This window comes from Bradyrhizobium sp. 63_E2_N1_3, from assembly GCF_052076005.1.
GTDB lineage: Bacteria > Pseudomonadota > Alphaproteobacteria > Rhizobiales > Xanthobacteraceae > Bradyrhizobium > Bradyrhizobium barranii.
In genome coordinates this window covers 7,243,812-7,259,412 of sequence record NZ_CP197235.1, presented here as the reverse complement: position 1 = coordinate 7,259,412, position 15,601 = coordinate 7,243,812, and the positions used below count along the sequence as shown (strand labels likewise).

Here is a 15,601-nt window from a genome sequence, read left to right as displayed (position 1 = left end):
AGCTCCAGCGCACGAGACTTCGATCGGACCCGCGGTCAACGCGATGTGCAGCTGTCCGCGGCTTCCTCCCTCGAAGAAGGAGTACGCTGATGTTGCGTCAAGCTCTCATCGCTTCGGCAGCCGCAGCTATGCTGCTTGTCGCCTTCACTCCCGATGACGCATCTGCCCGCGGCGGTCGCGGCGGCGGCATGCGCGCAGGAGGTTTCCACGGCGGTGCCGTGCGGGCAGGAGGCTACCGCGGGGGCGCGGTCGCGGCGCGTGGATATCGGGGCGGTGCTGTCGCCGTGCGCGGCGGGCGTTACGGCTATCGGGGCGCTTATGCAGGGTATCGCGGATATCGTTACGGCGTCGGTGCGGCGGCAGTGGGGGCCGCGGCGATCGGCGCAGCTGCGACGGGGGCCTACTACCGCAGCGGCTGCGGCTATGACGCTTACGGAAACTATGTTTGCCCGGGCGGGTACTCTCCGTACTGAGCGGAGCGACGTAGTTGGCCCATGGTGCTCGAAGCGCTGGCGAAATCGTTTGCTTTGCGCACCATGGTCATTTCGACAGTGGCGCAGCAGCGCTGCGACAAGTCATGGCCCGACAAGTCATGGTCCGCTGAAATTCTCCCACGGGGGAGAAGGGAAAGATGCAGCGGTCGACCGGGCTTTCATTTCGCTCGCAGCACAGCCGCGCAATGCCGAGCGATCGTCAGCTCCTCATTCGTCGGAATGACGAACACATTGACGGTGCTGCCACTGCTGCTGATCCGCTCGCGTGCCGCGTCATTCGCACCCGCGTCAATATGTACGCCGAGCCACCCAAGCCGCTCACCAATCGCGGCGCGGATTTCCTTCGCATGCTCGCCGATGCCGCCGGTGAAGACCAGACAGTCCAGCCCGCCCAGCGTGGTCGCCATCACCGCGACCTGCTGCGCCGCACGGAAGGTGAAGAGCTCGACCGCCTGCCGCGCCGCAGCCTCACGGCTCGCCAGCAGCGTGCGCATGTCGGCAGAGATGCCGGAGACGCCGAGCAGGCCTGACTCGTGATAGAGCAGGTGCTGGACATCCTCGACCGACATCCTCTCGTGCTGTTGCAGATAGAGCAGCACGCCGGGATCGATCGTGCCGCTCCGGGTGCCCATCACGAGGCCATCGAGCGGCGTCAGCCCCATCGTGGTGTCGACGCTGCGGCCATCGCGCAACGCGCACAGGCTGGCGCCATTGCCGAGATGCGCGATGACGGTGCGCTTGGCAACGAACTGCGGCGCGATTTTCGCGAGGCGCCCCGCGACATATTCGAACGAGAGGCCGTGAAAGCCGTAGCGCCGGATACCGCGCTCTTCATAGCGCCGCGGGATGGCGAAGCGGCTCGCGGGTGGCGCCATGCTGTGATGAAAGGCGGTGTCGAAACATGCGATCTGTGCCAGGTCGGGCTTTATTGCCCTGATCGTGCGGACTGGTTCAAGGCACCGCGGCTGGTGCAGCGGCGCCAGTGGCGTCAGTGCGTCCAGCTTTGCGTAGACGTCGTCAGTCAGCTCAACCGGGCCCGAATAATCCGGCCCGCCATGAACGATGCGGTGACCGACGGCGCGCAGGCGGTGGTCGGCAAAACGCTCCTCGATGAAGCCGAGCACCTCCGCGAACAGATGACCGCTGTCCGCATCGGATGCTTCCCTCTGCGTCTCGAACAGGTCTCCGCCCGCAGGGCTTTTCACCACGAGCCGCGGCTTCGCCTCATGCTCGTCGAGCAGGCCCTTGCAGAGCAGGGCAGGCTCGTCCGCCGCGATGTCGAACAGGCCGAACTTGATGCTCGACGAGCCCGAGTTGAGCACGAGGGCCGACGCCGTCATGACGTCAACCCGCTTTGCCCGGCCAGACCCAGTCGCGAATTTCAGGCATGTCCTCGCCGTGTTCGCGCACATAGTGCGAATGTTCGATCAGTCTGTCGCGGAACTGCTGTTGCACCTGCGCGGCCTTGGTCGCCAGACCCGGCACGCGCGCGATCGCCTCGATCGCGAGGTGATAGCGGTCGAGCCCGTTGAGGACGACCATGTCGAACGGCGTCGTCGTGGTGCCTTCCTCGGCAAAGCCGCGCACATGCATTCCGGCATGGTTGGTGCGGTTATAGGTGAGACGGTGGATGAGATAGGGATAGCCGTGATAGGCGAAGATCACCGGCTTGTCTGGTGTGAACAGGCTGTCGAAGTCACGGTCGGACAGGCCGTGCGGGTGCTGGTCTTTCGGCTGCAGCGTCATGAGGTCGACGACGTTGACGACGCGGATCTTCAGGTCGGGCAGCGCCTTGCGCAGCAGATCGACGGCGGCGAGCGTCTCCAGTGTCGGCACGTCGCCGGCGCAGGCCATCACGACGTCGGGCTCGCCATCCGCATCCTCCGTGCCGGCCCAGGTCCAGATGCCGATGCCGGCATCACAATGCGTGGCGGCGTCCTGCATCGACAGCCATTGCGGCGCCGGCTGCTTGCCGGCGACGATGACGTTGATGCGGTCATAGGTGCGCAGGCAGTGATCGGCGATCCACAACAGCGTGTTGGCGTCGGGCGGGAAGTAGATGCGGACGATGTCGGCCTTCTTGTTGGCGACGAGATCGACGAAGCCGGGATCCTGATGGCTGAATCCGTTATGGTCCTGCCGCCAGACATGCGAGGTCAGGAGATAGTTCAGCGAGGCGATCGGTCGCCGCCAGGGCAGATGTCGCGTCACCTTCAGCCATTTGGCGTGCTGGTTGAACATGGAATCGACGATGTGGATGAAGGCCTCGTAGCAGGAGAACAAGCCGTGCCGTCCGGTGAGCAGATAGCCCTCGAGCCAGCCCTGGCAGAGATGCTCGCTCAAAACCTCCATCACCCGGCCGTCCTGGGCGAGATGCACGTCGTAAGGCTCCGTCGGCTCCATCCAGACCCGTTCGGTCGCCTCGAACACGGCATCGAGCCGGTTTGACGCGGTCTCGTCCGGACCCATGATGCGGAAGTTGCGCGTTTCTGCGTTGAGGCGGATGACGTCGCGCAGGAATTTGCCGAGCTCGCGCGTTGCTTCGCCGGTGACGCCGCCGGGCTGCGGCACGTCCAACGCAAAACTGCGGAAGTCCGGCAGCTTCAGCTCCTTCTTCAGCAGGCCGCCATTGGCGTGCGGATTGGCGCCCATGCGCCTGTTACCGTCGGGCGCCAGCGCCTGGAGCTCGGGAATGAGCGCGCCGCTGCCGTCGAACAGCTTCTCGGGCTCGTAGCTGCGCATCCAGTCTTCGAGGATTTTCAGATGCGCCGGGTTCTCGCGACAGCTCGCAACGGGAACCTGATGCGCGCGCCAAAAGCCCTCGACCTTCTTGCCGTCGACCTCCTTCGGGCCGGTCCAGCCCTTCGGGCTGCGCAGCACGATCATCGGCCAGCGCGGCCGCTCGACGCTCTTGCGGCCGTCGCGGGCATGCTGCTGGATCGAGCGGATGCTGGCGAGCGCGACGTCGAGCGCATCCGCCATGGCCTGGTGCATCAATTCGGGATCGTCGCCCTCGACGAACAGCGGCTCGTGGCCGAACCCGCGGAACAGGTCGCGGATCTCCGCGTCGCGCATCCGTCCGAGCACGGTCGGGTTCGCGATCTTGTAGCCATTGAGGTGCAGGATCGGCAGCACAGCGCCGTCATGGGCGGGATTGAGGAACTTGTTCGAGTGCCAGGACGCCGCGAGCGGGCCGGTTTCCGCCTCGCCATCGCCGACGACGCAGGCGACGATCAGGTCGGGATTGTCGAATGCGGCGCCATAGGCATGCACCAGCGCGTAGCCGAGTTCGCCGCCTTCGTGGATCGAGCCTGGCGTTTCCGGCGCCGCGTGGCTCGGAATGCCGCCGGGGAAGGAGAACTGCCTGAAAAGTTTTCGCAATCCGTCTGTATCGCGCGCGACGTCAGGATAGATCTCGCTGTAGCTGCCTTCGAGATAGGTGTTGGCCACCATGCCCGGGCCGCCATGGCCGGGACCGCAGATATAGAGCACGTTGACATCGAGCGCGCGGATGACGCGGTTGAGATGGGCGTAAATGAAGTTCAAACCGGGCGTCGTGCCCCAATGGCCGAGCAAGCGCGGCTTGATGTGCTCCGGCCGCAACGGCTCGCGCAGCAGCGGATTGTCGAGCAGATAGATTTGCCCGACGGAGAGGTAGTTCGCGGCGCGCCAATAGCGATCGAGCAGATCGAGCTCGCTGCTCCCTGAGGCCGATTGTCGTTGATTTGTCATGTTCCTGCTGACCTTCACCCAGCGATCGACACCAACTTTGTTCCGGTGCGATTGATCCCTGTCCGGCATCGAACAGGATCGCCGCGACGGGTGTGTTGCGTGAGGTCAAGGGACCGCGCCCGAAATTTGGGCGGCTACTGTGCATGGGGTTGTTTTTGAGTTTTTTGTTTGTGTTCTTGATTTGTTCCTTTTGCGTGCTATCTTGGCTTCATGAGTCCAGCATCCTCTCATGCTCTCAAGCACCCGCCGGTCACGGCGCCCTCCGAGCCGGCGGGTGCGGACTCTGATTTTCCCGAACTGGCGGTCGCCATCGACAAACAGCGCAGGCGAGGGCGGGGCGCCCAGTCCAATGCCAGCGGCCGCTTCGAGGCCGAGGCCCGCGTCGCCTTCGACGATGGCTGGCAGAGCCTGGAGGAGCTGCCGCCGTTCAAGACCACCGTCGGCGTCGATACCTCGCGCAAGGTGATCACCCGCAACGAATCCCCCGATATTGGCTTCGACCGCTCGATCAATCCGTATCGCGGCTGCGAGCACGGCTGTGTCTATTGCTTCGCGCGGCCGACGCACGCCTATCTCGGCCTGTCGCCGGGGCTCGACTTCGAGTCAAAGCTGTTTGCCAAGCCCGATGCGCCGGCGCTGCTCGAGAAGGAGCTGGCCGCGACCGGCTACGAGCCGCGGATGATCGCGATCGGGACCAACACCGATCCGTATCAGCCGATCGAGCGCGAGCGTAAGATCATGCGCGGCATTCTCGAAGTGCTGGAGCGCGCCGGCCACCCCGTCGGCATCGTCACCAAGTCGGCGCTGGTCACGCGCGACATCGACATTCTCGCGCGGATGGCCAAGCGCAATCTCGCCAAGGTCGGAATTTCCGTCACCTCGCTCGATCCAAAGCTGGCTCGCACCATGGAGCCGCGCGCATCGACGCCGCCGAAGCGGCTGGAGGCGCTGAAGCAGCTTTCGGACGCGGGTATTCCGACCACCGTGATGGTCGCGCCCGTGATCCCCGCGCTGAACGATTCCGAGATCGAGCGCATTCTCGATGCCGCCGCCCATGCCGGCGTCAAGGAAGCCTCCTACGTGCTGTTGCGGCTGCCGCTGGAGGTTCGCGATCTCTTCCGCGAATGGCTGATGGCCAATTATCCAGACCGCTACCGCCACGTCTTCACCCTGATCCGCGACATGCGCGGCGGCCGCGATTACGACGCGAAATGGGGCGAGCGGATGAAGGGCACCGGACCGATGGCCTGGACCATCGGCCGCCGCTTCGAGATCGCCTGCGACAGGCTTGGGCTGAACAAGCGGCGCTCCAAGCTGACGACGGATCACTTTGCGAGGCCGAAGCGGAACGGCGATCAGCTCAGCCTGTTCTGATCGGGAAACGGAAGAGGCGTAGCATGAGCCAGGAACTTACCGCGCCGGTGCCGCGGCTCACGGTCATCACACTGGGTGTGAGCGACATTCGTGCCAGCATCGCCTTCTATGACGCGCTCGGCTTCTCGCGTCGGCTGAAGGCGACCGGCGAGGCCGTCGCCTTCTACGATACCGGTGGTCCGGTGCTGGCCCTGTTTCACTGGGACAAACTCGCGGCCGACGCCAAGTTGCCGGACAATCCGAGGCCCGCGACCTTCCGCGGCATGACGCTCGCCTGGAACTGCGCCACGCGCGGCGAGGTCGATGCGGTTCTGGCCTTCGCCGTCGGCAAGGGCGCGGCGCTGCTGAAAGCGGCGCATGAGACCGACTACGGCGGTTATTCCGGCTATTTCGCCGACCCCGACGGCCATCCCTGGGAAGTCGTGGTCGCGCCCGACATCGAGGTCGGTGAGGACCGGCGGGTGCATCTGGCGGAGTAGGCGGCTGGTCTGAATAACGGGAATTGTCCGGGGTTCCCGGTTGCGCCGGCCGGGCCGCTTGCGCACGATCCCGCCCATGATTCGGGACAAGTCCACCAGGAAGCCGGCCAAAGACGCGCCAAAGAAGGGCGCGTCGAAGAAGGATGCCGCCAGGAAGGCAGCGCCTGCGAAGACGGCCAAGGGGGCGGCCAAGGCCCCGGCCGGTAGGCAGGGCGCCATCATCGCCGTCGCATCGCCGACCTTCCGCCGCGAGCGCGCGCTGATCAAGCGCGGCATCTGGCCGGTTGCCGGCTGCGACGAGGCCGGCCGCGGGCCGCTGGCCGGACCCGTGGTCGCGGCCGCCGTGATTCTCGATCCCGACCGCATTCCCCGCGGCATCGACGATTCCAAGCGCCTGACGGCCGAGGAACGCGAGAAGCTTTTCGACAAGATCTGCGCCACCGCGCAGGTCTCGGTCGCCGTCGCCTCGCGCTCCCGAATCGACCGCGACAACATCCTGCGCGCCTCGCTGTGGGCGCTGAAGCGCGCCGTGGTGGCGCTGCCCGACTCGCCGCGTCATGTGTTTGTCGACGGCCGCGACCGGCTCGACACCGCCTGCGACTGCGAGGCCGTGATCGGCGGCGACGGCATCGTCCTGTCGATCGCCGCAGCCTCGATCATCGCCAAGGTGACGCGCGACCGGCTGATGTGCGCGCTGGCGCAGGACTGCCCCGGCTATGGCTTCGAGCAGCACAAGGGCTACGCCGTCCCGGAGCACCTCGACGCGCTCGACCGCCTCGGTCCCACCATCCACCACCGCAGCTTCTTCGCCCCCGTTGCCGCCGCCCGCGCCAAGCACATGCCCTGGACCGTCGAGCCGGTGCGGGACCTGTTCGCGGTGACCGAGATGGAAGTGCAGCTAGAAGCAAGCGTTGAAATTGATGCGTCAGCGGGCCTGTAGGGCAGACGGTCGTTGCCACAACGCGCAGCGCCCTTTATCAAAACAGATGTGAGCGAATAGGGCCGGCTGGACGGGTTGGCTGCATCTTTCGGACGTTGCATGCGGTTTACCTCCCTGGTCATCGAGCTCATTCGCGCCCGGCCGCGGCTGATCGTGTGGATCGCCGTGCTGCTGCAGGCCGCGATGTGGCTGTTCGTGGCGCTGGTATTTTACCGCAGCCCGCCCGGCACGCTCGCGACCCTGCTGGCGTTCGGCCGCGAATACCAGGTCGGCACCGATCTCGGGCCGCCCTTGCCGGTCTGGCTCGCCGACATCGCCTATCGCGCCGCAGGCGGCCACGTGTTCGGCGTCTATGTCCTCGCCCAGCTCTGCGAGGTCGCGACCTTCATCGCGCTCTATCATCTCTCCCGCGCCGTGGTCGGCTCACAGCAGGCGGTGCTCGCCGTGCTGCTGACCATGACCGTGCTGGCCTTCTCCTCGCCGGCGCTCGACTTTGGCCCGCTGGTGCTGGCGCGGCCGCTCTGGGCGCTGCTGCTGCTGCATTCCTGGCAGATCATCGGCCAGCGCCGCGGCAATGCCTGGTTTGCCTGGTCGATCGAAGCGGGCCTCTTGCTGCTGACGACGCCCGCGGCGATCTTCCTTCTCCTCCTGCTCGTCGTCTTCGCGGTCTCGACCGCCGGCGGACGCCGGACGCTACGCGCGCTCGATCCGCTGTTCGCGCTGATCGTCGTCGCCGTGCTGGCGCTGCCCTATGCAGTCTGGCTGATGCGCGCGGAGACGCTTGTCATGCCGACCCTGCCTGAGGTCGCCGAGCTGAACGCTCGCGCGCTGCACGCGGCCTGGCTGCTCGGCGGGCTCGTGCTCGGCGCGGCGGCGATCCCGGCGCTGACCTTTCTCAATAGCGGCCTGTTCGTCGCCAAGGGCGAGGAAGCGCCGATCATCTACCGGCCGCCGGTCGAGCCGCTCGCGCACAACTTCGTCTATTTCTTCGCGCTGGCGCCTGCGCTCGGCGCGGTCCTGATCTCCGGCGTGCTCGGGCTCGATGCCGTTGTCGGCGGCGCCGGTGTCGTGCTGGTGGTGTCGGGACTTGCCGTGGTGGTGGCGGCTGGCGACCTCATCGCGATGCGCCGCGCGCGGGTGCTGCGGACGGTGTGGGCTGCCGCCGTCCTGGCGCCCGCAGCCGGCGTCGTGCTCGCCGTGCTGTTTCTGCCCTTGACCGGCGCCAACGAGATTGCGACCTCGATGCCGGCGCGCGCTATCTCGGATTTCTTCGACGAGAGCTTTGCCCGCCGCACCAATCATCGCCTGCGCGCGGTCGCCGGCGAGACCCAGCTCGCGAGCCTGATCACGCTGCATTCCGGCCGGCCGCATCTCTTCATCGATGCCCAGCCCGCGCGTACGCCGTGGATCAATCAGGCCAAGTTCAGCGAGACCGGCGGCGTCGTGGTCTGGCGCGCCTCCGACACCGCCGGCACCCCGCCGCCGGAAATCCTCGCGCGCTTTCCCGGCATCGTTCCGGAAGTGCCGCGCGCCTTCGAATGGCTGGTGACCGGCCGCCAGCAGCTCTTGCGCATCGGCTGGGCCATCGTGCGGCCGAAGGGGACGTAAGTCGGGAATCGTAGGGTGGGCAAAGCGAAGCGTGCCCACCACGCATCCATGATCGCGGAGAGAGACGGTGGGCACGGCGCTTTGCGCCTTTGCCCACCCTACGAGAGCTCGCTATCCCGCCAGCACCTTCGCGATCGCGCGCAGATCCTGCCAGGCCAGCCGCTTGTACGATGGCGAGCGCAAGAGATAGGCCGGATGGAACGTCGGCAGCGCGCGGATGGTGCGCCCACCCGTCTCGTAGTCGAACCAGCGGCCGCGGGTGCGCATGATGCCTTCGCGCGTCGACAGCAGCGTCTGCGTCGAGGGATTGCCGAGCGTCACCAGCACGTCGGGATTCACCAGCTCGATCTGGCGCTGGATGAAAGGCAGGCAGATCTGCGTTTCCTGCGGCGTCGGCGTGCGGTTGCCGGGCGGCCGCCAGGGAATCACGTTGGCGATGTAGGCAGTGGTGCGGTTGAGCCCGATCGCGCCGATCATGAGGTCGAGCAGCTTGCCGCTGCGCCCGACGAAGGGCAGCCCCTCGATGTCCTCGTCGCGGCCCGGCGCCTCGCCGACGAACATGATGCGCGCCTGCGGATTGCCGTCGGCGAACACCAGCTGCGTCGCGGTGTGCTTCAGCGCGCAGCCTTCAAAATTCTGCATCAGCTCGCGCAGTGCCTCGAGCGTCGGCGCGGTACGCGCGGCCTCGCGCGCGGAGGCGATCGCAATGTCCGGCGCAGGTGCGGCCTCGCCGCGCATCACCGCGGGCGCGGCAACAGGCCGTGGTGCCTCAACCGGAGGTGCGGCGCGTGGGGCCGGCGGCGGAGCATCCAATTCCGCCAGGCGGTCGACTGGTTCCTCCGCGAGCGCGCAGTCGACCCCGGCCTCCAGATAGAAGGCGAGAAGCTCTCGGACGGTGGGTGCGGGTTCGGGGATCATTTGGAAAGTCAGACTTTTACTATATCAGTTTGGGGTGCCTTGCATCCCAGTGGAACGCATTTCCGTGGTTGTCCTACCCGGAAAAATCGGAAACAAGGGGGCGCAAATGACGAGGAACCGTCTCAAGGGCTGAGATCAGATGAGCACCGAAGAACTTCCCCCGCGCGAATCCATGGAATTCGACGTCGTCATCGTCGGCGCCGGCCCGTCTGGCCTGGCGGCCGCGATCCGGCTGAAGCAGCTCAATGCCGATCTCAACGTCGTCGTGGTGGAGAAGGGCTCCGAGGTCGGTGCGCACATTCTCTCCGGCGCCGTGATCGATCCGGCCGGGCTCGACAAGCTGATCCCGGACTGGCGCGAGGATTCCGACTGTCCGCTGAAGACGCAGGTGAAGGACGATCGCTTCTACTGGATGACCGCTGGCGGCGCGATCAAGCTGCCGAACTTCATCATGCCGCCGCTGATGGATAATCATCACTGCTATATCGGCTCGCTCGGCAATGTCTGCCGCTGGCTGGCGCGCAAGGCCGAGGCGCTCGGCGTCGAGATCTATCCGGGCTTTGCCGCAGCCGAGGTGCTCTATGACGAGCGGGGCGCGGTGAAGGGCATCGCCACCGGCGACATGGGCATTGGCCGCGATGGCAAGCCGAAGGACTCCTTTACCCGTGGCATGGAACTGCTCGGCAAGTACACCCTGTTCGCCGAAGGCGCGCGCGGCAGCCTGACCAAGCAGCTGATCGCGAAGTTCGCGCTAGATGCCAACAGCGAGCCGCCGAAGTTCGGCATCGGCCTCAAGGAAGTCTGGCAGATCGATCCCGCCAAGCACCAGAAGGGTATGATCCAGCATTCGTTCGGCTGGCCGCTCGACCTGAAGACCGGCGGCGGCTCGTTCCTTTATCACTATGACGACAATCTCGTCGCCGTCGGCTTCGTCGTGCATCTCAACTACGACGATCCGTATCTGTCGCCGTTCGACGAGTTCCAGCGCTTCAAGACCCATCCCTCGATCCGCGGCACCTTTGAAGGCGGCAAGCGGCTCGCCTATGGCGCGCGCGCCATCACCGAAGGCGGCTACCAGTCGGTGCCGAAGCTGAGCTTCCCCGGCGGCGCGCTGGTCGGTTGTGCGGCGGGCTTCGTCAACGTGCCTCGCATCAAGGGCGTGCACAATGCGATGGGCACCGGCATGCTCGCCGCAGAGCATGTCGCGGCCGCGCTCGCTGCCGATCGCGCCAATGACGAGATCGTCGACTACGAGAACGCCTGGCGGTCCTCGGCGGTCGGCAAGGACCTGTTCCTGGTCCGCAACGTCAAGCCGCTATGGTCGAAGTTCGGCACCGTGCTCGGCGTCGCGCTCGGTGGCTTCGACATGTGGTGCAACACGCTGTTCGGTGGCTCGCTGTTCGGCACGCAGTCGCATGCGAAGCCCGATCGCGCCACGCTTGATCCGGCGAAGAGCCACGCGCCGAAGAACTACCCGAAGCCGGACGGCAAGATCTCGTTCGACAAGCTCTCGTCGGTGTTCCTGTCCAACACCAATCATGAGGAGGACCAGCCGGTCCATCTCAAGGTCGCCGACATGAACCTGCAGAAGACCTCGGAGCACGACGTCTTCGCCGGTCCCTCGAATCGCTATTGCCCGGCCGGGGTCTATGAGTGGGTCGAGGAAGGCGCGAGCCCGCGCTTCCAGATCAATGCCCAGAACTGCGTCCACTGCAAAACCTGCGACGTGAAGGACCCCAACGGCAACATCACCTGGGTTCCCCCGGAGGGCGGCGGCGGCCCGAACTACGAGGCGATGTAAGCCGGGATCATTGGACCAAAGCGATCAGGCCGGGGTCAATGTGACGTGCCCCCGGCATTGTGACGCACGTTCGCGTGAGAACCGGCCCGGGGTAGCGGTCCGCGGCCACGATAAGGCCATACTGGCAGCGTCTTGGGGCGTAGTAGGCCGATTTGGGGCGTGCGGAGGGGATCGCATGCCCGAATCCTTGCGGTGAAGCGCCAAAAGCGGCATTGTCGGCCCGACGGTTCCGGGTCCCCATGCCACCGGCCGCGTTCGCATGCGATACGGCCTACTGCTGCAAACCCAGGCACTACAACTCAAGGCGAGCCCCTGATGTTCTCAAATCGTTTCAACCGCTGGACTGTTGCCGCCATCGCCCTCATGGGCACCGCGATTGCGACGGTCCCCGGCGCGGTCCTGGCGCAGACGCCGGACCATCCGTCCGACACGGCGGCGCAATTCCCGACCCGGAACGATCTGAAGTCGCTGACGACCTCCGGCAGCTATCTCGCTGCCCGCCACGCCAGCGTCGAGCGCGATGCGGCCTCGGCCGCCGCCTTCTACCGCTCGGCGCTCCGCACCGATCCCAAAAACAATGAGCTGCTCGATCGCGCCTTCATCTCGTCGGTTGCCGACGGTGACATCGACGAGGCGGTCAAGCTCGCCGAGCGCGTCCTGACCATCGACAAGACCAACCGCGTCGCACGTCTCGTCGTCGGGGTGCACGATCTCAAGATGAAGAAATACGCGACCGCGCAAACCAACATCAACCAGTCGATCCGCGGTCCGATCACCGATCTCGTCGCCACGCTGCTGTCGGGCTGGGCCGCCTATGGCGCGGGCGATGCCAAGGGCGGCGTCGCCACCATCGACAAGCTCGCCGGTCCGGAATGGTATCCGCTGTTCAAGGACCTCCATGCCGGCATGATCCTCGAGCTCTCCGGCAAGGAGAAGGACGCCGGCGTCCGCTTCGAGCGCGCCTACAAGCTCGACGATTCCATGCTGCGCGTCACCGAGGCCTATGCCCGCTGGCTGTCGCGCAACAAGGATTCTGCGGCCGCGACCACCGTCTACCTGGCTTTCGACAAGAAGCTCGCCCGCCATCCGCTGATCGTGGAAGGCCTGCGCGACACCAAGGCCGGCAAGAAGATGCCGCCGCTGGCCGACTCCGCCCAAGCCGGTGCCGCCGAAGCGCTGTACGGCATCGGCGCCACGCTGACCCGCCGCGGCGGCGAGGATCTGGCGCTGGTCTATCTCCAGCTCGCGCTCTATCTCCAGCCGACCCATCCGCTGGCGCTACTCTCGCTCGCCGACCTCTATGAATCGGTGAAGCGGCCGCAGATGGCGATCAAGGTTTATGAGCGGGTGCCCGCGACCTCGCCGTTGAAGCGCAATGCGCAGATCCAGCTGGCCATCGATCTGGATTCCGCCGACCGCACCGACGAGGCGATCAAGATCCTCAAGGGCGTCACATCGGACGATTCCAAGGATCTCGAGGCCATCATGGCGCTCGGCAATATCGAGCGCGGTCGCAAGAAGTTCGGCGATTGCGGCGCGACCTATTCGCGGGGCGTCGACGTGCTGCCGGCGGGCAACGACAAGGCCAACAGCGTCTGGTACTATTATCGCGGCATCTGCGAGGAGCGTTCCAAGGAGTGGAGCAAGGCCGAAGCCGACATGAAGAAGGCGCTCGAGCTCCAGCCCGACCAGCCGCATGTCCTCAACTATCTCGGCTATTCCTGGATCGACCAGGGCGTGAATCTCGACGAAGGCATGAAGATGATCAAGCGTGCCGTCGAGCAGCGTCCCGACGACGGCTACATCGTCGACTCCCTCGGCTGGGCCTACTACCGCATCGGCAATTACGAAGAGGCGGTGAAGAACCTCGAGCGCGCGATCGACCTCAAGCCCGAGGATCCCACCATCAACGATCACCTCGGCGATGCCTATTGGCGCGTCGGCCGCACGCTGGAAGCGAAATTCCAGTGGGCCCACGCCCGCGATCTCAAGCCCGAGCCGGAGGAGCTTCCGAAGATCGAGGCCAAGATCGCCAACGGTATGACCGACGATTCGAACTCTTCGGCCGCGCAGGCGGACAAGAAGAAGGACGACGGCAAGGGCGGCTAAGAGTGCGTTTGGGGGCTGATCGCCAATGTCGGCGTTGATTGAAGAAGGGCGCGCGAAGGTCAATCTGAGCCTTCGCGTGGTCGGCCGTCGTGCCGACGGCTATCATGATCTCGAAAGCGTGGTCGCGTTTGCCGACTGCGCGGACCAGCTGACGCTGGAGCCGGGCGGCGAACTGAAGCTCGTCACCACCGGGCCGCTGGCCGCGGCCTGCGGCGACACCGCCGACAATCTCGTGGTCAAGGCGGCCAGGCTCCTGGCCGAGGCCGTGCCGAACCTGAAGCTGGGCGCCTTCGCGCTCGACAAGGTGCTTCCCGTCGCGGCCGGCATCGGCGGCGGCTCGGCCGATGCCGCGGCGGCGCTGCGGCTGCTCGCGCGTCTCAACAATCTGTCTCTCGATGATCCGCGCTTGCAGAAAGTCGCGCTCGCGACCGGCGCCGACGTGCCGGTGTGCCTGGTCTCGCGCGCCTGCGACATGACCGGCGTCGGCGAGCAGCTGCTGCCGCTCGCGCTGCCGAGCATGCCCTGCGTGATGGTCAATCCGCGCGTGCCGGTCGCGACCAAGGACGTGTTCCAGGCGCTGGGCTTGCGCAACGGCGAATTGCTGGTGGGCGCCACCTCTGTCCTCGACGCCCCGGCCTGGCCGGACGAGGGCGCCTCCATTGCCGATTGGGTCGACGTTCTCGAAACCGTGGCCAACGATCTCGAAGCCCCTGCGTTGCGGATCGAGCCCGTGATCGGCGAGGTGCTGGAAGCCTTGCGTGACTCCGCCGGCGTCAAGCTTGCCCGCATGTCCGGCTCCGGCGCGACTTGCTTTGCGATCTGTGGCGCAGCGAGCGATGCGCATGCCGGCGCGGAAAAGATCCGGCGCGACCACCCCGGCTGGTGGGTGCATGCGGGGACGTTGAGCTAGGTTTTTCCCCGACGACGGTGCCGTAGGGTGGGCAAAGCGAAGCGTGCCCACCAAACTTATTCTCGCAATCTGGCTGCGTGGTGGGCACGGCGCTTTGCGCCTTTGCCCACCCTACGGCAGTGGAGCTAGCCGCCGTCTTCGGCCAGCCCGAGAAACCGCCGGATCTCACCCAACACCTCTTGCGGCTTGTCATGCTGCAGCCAGTGTCCGGCGCCGGCGATGGTTTCGATGCGCGCCTGCGGGAAGTAGCGCTCCAGGCCCGCAGCCTTGGCGCCGGCGAGAAAACTTTCACCGGCATTGAGCAGCAGCGTCGGGCAGGCAATGCGCGACCACAGCGCGACGTGATCGTCCGGCCAGAGCCGGTGCGGCGCAGAGGCGCGCTGGTAGGGATCGAACTTCCAGCTATAGGTGCCGTCGTCATTCCGCCGCGAGCCGTGCGTTGCAAGATGCAGCGCGAGGTCGCGGGCGAGGCGGTTGTTGTGAAGCACCATCTGCGCGGCCGCGTCTTCGAGGGTCGAATAGCGGCGCGGCGTGCGGTCGTGCAGCCTGTCGAGCTGGCTGACCCATTTGCTGATGCGCTCATGCGTCGGCGCTTTGGGGGTGTCCGGCAACATGGTGACGCCGTCGAGGACGACGAGCTTCGAAACCAGTTCGGGGAACGACCCCGAAAAGATCAGGCTCACCATGCCGCCCATGGAATGGCCGATCAGAGTCACCTGAGGCGCTGCGATGCTGCGAATGAGCTGCGCGAGGTCGTAGACATACTCGGTCAGCGCGTAGCTGCCGCCCTTGGTCCAGTCGGAATCGCCATGACCGCGCAGATCGGGCGCGAGCACGTGAAAATGCGGCTGAAGCGAGCGGGCGATGGCGTCCCAGCTCCGGCAATGATCGCGGCCGCCATGGACCAGGATGGCGACGGGCGCGCCGTGATTGCCCCAATCGGCATAGTGCAGCCGCAGGCCGTGGGACTCGTAAGTGCGACTTTGCGGGGCGAGCATCGGGCGTCGATCCTTCGAAATGCCGGACGAGATAACAGCACGACTGGAGTAGCCTGCTGCCGGCCATTCCACAAGCAAGCCGCAGGTCACGGGCGCTTCGGCGGCGAGCTCGTGCCGGCTAGGCGGCGCATGGCGCGTCGGCGCTGCCGGGTCTTGCGCATCTTCGCGTCGTGACAGCGACGCGCGGTGCGCGACAACGACCTTGTCAGGAGGCGATAACGCGACCAGGACATCATCC

Annotated in this window: 12 protein-coding genes; 8 read left to right on the top strand and 4 right to left on the bottom strand. The window is 65.9% G+C overall.

Annotated features, from left to right (window positions below):
- Nucleotides 1-89: 89 nt before the first annotated feature.
- Nucleotides 90-473: a hypothetical protein gene (locus tag AB7531_RS34470; protein ID WP_084795278.1), complete on the top strand. Its 384-nt coding sequence runs from the start codon at nucleotides 90-92 to the stop codon at nucleotides 471-473.
- A gap of 179 nt (nucleotides 474-652) precedes the next feature.
- Here AB7531_RS34470 and AB7531_RS34465 read toward each other — a convergent pair whose 3' ends face one another.
- Complete coding sequence (locus AB7531_RS34465) at nucleotides 653-1,834, bottom strand: acetate/propionate family kinase (RefSeq protein ID WP_063985120.1); 1,182 nt, start codon at nucleotides 1,832-1,834, stop codon at nucleotides 653-655.
- A 4-nt stretch (nucleotides 1,835-1,838) separates the two neighbouring features.
- A complete protein-coding gene (locus AB7531_RS34460; protein WP_063985119.1) occupies nucleotides 1,839-4,226 on the bottom strand; it encodes a phosphoketolase family protein in 2,388 nt (795 codons plus the stop codon).
- A gap of 210 nt (nucleotides 4,227-4,436) precedes the next feature.
- On the opposite strand from AB7531_RS34460, the gene AB7531_RS34455 reads away from it, so the two are divergent.
- The 4 genes from AB7531_RS34455 to AB7531_RS34440 all read left to right on the top strand — a co-directional run bounded on the left by AB7531_RS34455 (nucleotide 4,437) and on the right by AB7531_RS34440 (nucleotide 8,627).
- Nucleotides 4,437-5,600: a PA0069 family radical SAM protein gene (locus AB7531_RS34455; RefSeq protein WP_063985118.1), complete on the top strand. Its 1,164-nt coding sequence runs from the start codon at nucleotides 4,437-4,439 to the stop codon at nucleotides 5,598-5,600.
- Nucleotides 5,601-5,623: 23 nt separating this feature from the next.
- Nucleotides 5,624-6,079, top strand: coding sequence for a VOC family protein (locus tag AB7531_RS34450; RefSeq protein WP_063985117.1), 456 nt, complete (start codon nucleotides 5,624-5,626; stop codon nucleotides 6,077-6,079).
- 76 nt (nucleotides 6,080-6,155) lie between these two features.
- A complete protein-coding gene (locus tag AB7531_RS34445) occupies nucleotides 6,156-7,019 on the top strand; it encodes a ribonuclease HII (protein WP_063986628.1) in 864 nt (287 codons plus the stop codon).
- Nucleotides 7,020-7,118: 99 nt separating this feature from the next.
- Nucleotides 7,119-8,627 carry a glycosyltransferase family 39 protein gene (locus AB7531_RS34440; protein ID WP_063985116.1) on the top strand — a complete coding sequence of 503 codons (1,509 nt, stop codon included), beginning with the start codon at nucleotides 7,119-7,121 and terminating at the stop codon, nucleotides 8,625-8,627.
- A 111-nt stretch (nucleotides 8,628-8,738) separates the two neighbouring features.
- Here the strand turns inward: AB7531_RS34440 and AB7531_RS34435 are convergent, their stop codons facing one another.
- The gene (locus AB7531_RS34435) at nucleotides 8,739-9,545 is read right to left on the bottom strand and encodes a uracil-DNA glycosylase (protein ID WP_063985115.1); all 807 of its coding nucleotides are present in this window, start codon (nucleotides 9,543-9,545) and stop codon (nucleotides 8,739-8,741) included.
- Nucleotides 9,546-9,684: 139 nt separating this feature from the next.
- Between AB7531_RS34435 and AB7531_RS34430 the strand changes: the two genes are divergently transcribed.
- The 3 genes from AB7531_RS34430 to AB7531_RS34420 all read left to right on the top strand — a co-directional run bounded on the left by AB7531_RS34430 (nucleotide 9,685) and on the right by AB7531_RS34420 (nucleotide 14,365).
- A complete protein-coding gene (locus AB7531_RS34430) occupies nucleotides 9,685-11,346 on the top strand; it encodes an electron transfer flavoprotein-ubiquinone oxidoreductase (protein WP_063985114.1) in 1,662 nt (553 codons plus the stop codon).
- A gap of 315 nt (nucleotides 11,347-11,661) precedes the next feature.
- Nucleotides 11,662-13,455 carry a tetratricopeptide repeat protein gene (locus AB7531_RS34425; protein ID WP_187387792.1) on the top strand — a complete coding sequence of 598 codons (1,794 nt, stop codon included), beginning with the start codon at nucleotides 11,662-11,664 and terminating at the stop codon, nucleotides 13,453-13,455.
- 25 nt (nucleotides 13,456-13,480) lie between these two features.
- Nucleotides 13,481-14,365 (top strand): 4-(cytidine 5'-diphospho)-2-C-methyl-D-erythritol kinase, encoded by an 885-nt coding sequence (locus AB7531_RS34420; RefSeq protein WP_063985112.1) that lies wholly within the window; start codon nucleotides 13,481-13,483, stop codon nucleotides 14,363-14,365.
- Nucleotides 14,366-14,490: 125 nt separating this feature from the next.
- Here the strand turns inward: AB7531_RS34420 and AB7531_RS34415 are convergent, their stop codons facing one another.
- Nucleotides 14,491-15,363 carry an alpha/beta fold hydrolase gene (locus tag AB7531_RS34415; RefSeq protein WP_441280237.1) on the bottom strand — a complete coding sequence of 291 codons (873 nt, stop codon included), beginning with the start codon at nucleotides 15,361-15,363 and terminating at the stop codon, nucleotides 14,491-14,493.
- Nucleotides 15,364-15,601: the final 238 nt, after the last annotated feature.